Annotated in this window: 1 rRNA gene; it reads right to left on the reverse strand. The window is 52.1% G+C overall.

From position 1 onward, the window contains the following. A 23S ribosomal RNA gene (locus DS839_RS36020) occupies window positions 1–553 on the reverse strand; the annotation flags it as partial.

The raw sequence follows: 553 nt of genomic DNA on the forward strand, positions 1-553 counted from the left end.
ATATCCTGGTTCGGTCCTCCAGTTGATGTTACTCAACCTTCAACCTGCTCATGGATAGATCGCCCGGTTTCGGGTCTATTCCCAGCGACTGGTCGCCCAGTTAAGACTCGGTTTCCCTACGCCTCCCCTATACGGTTAACCTCGCCACTGAAAATAAGTCGCTGACCCATTATACAAAAGGTACGCAGTCACAGAACAAGTCTGCTCCCACTGCTTGTACGCACACGGTTTCAGGATCTATTTCACTCCCCTCTCCGGGGTTCTTTTCGCCTTTCCCTCACGGTACTGGTTCACTATCGGTCAGCCAGGAGTATTTAGCCTTGGAGGATGGTCCCCCCATATTCAGTCAAGGTTTCACGTGCCCCGACCTACTCGATTTCACATGATCAGATTTTCGACTACGGGGCTATCACCCACTATGGCCGCGCTTCCCAGCGCATTCGCCTAATCAGTCACATGCTTAAGGGCTGGTCCCCGTTCGCTCGCCGCTACTAGGGGAATCTCGGTTGATTTCTTTTCCTCAGGGTACTTAGATGTTTCAGTTCCCCTGGTT

The organism is Taklimakanibacter deserti (assembly GCA_003574785.1).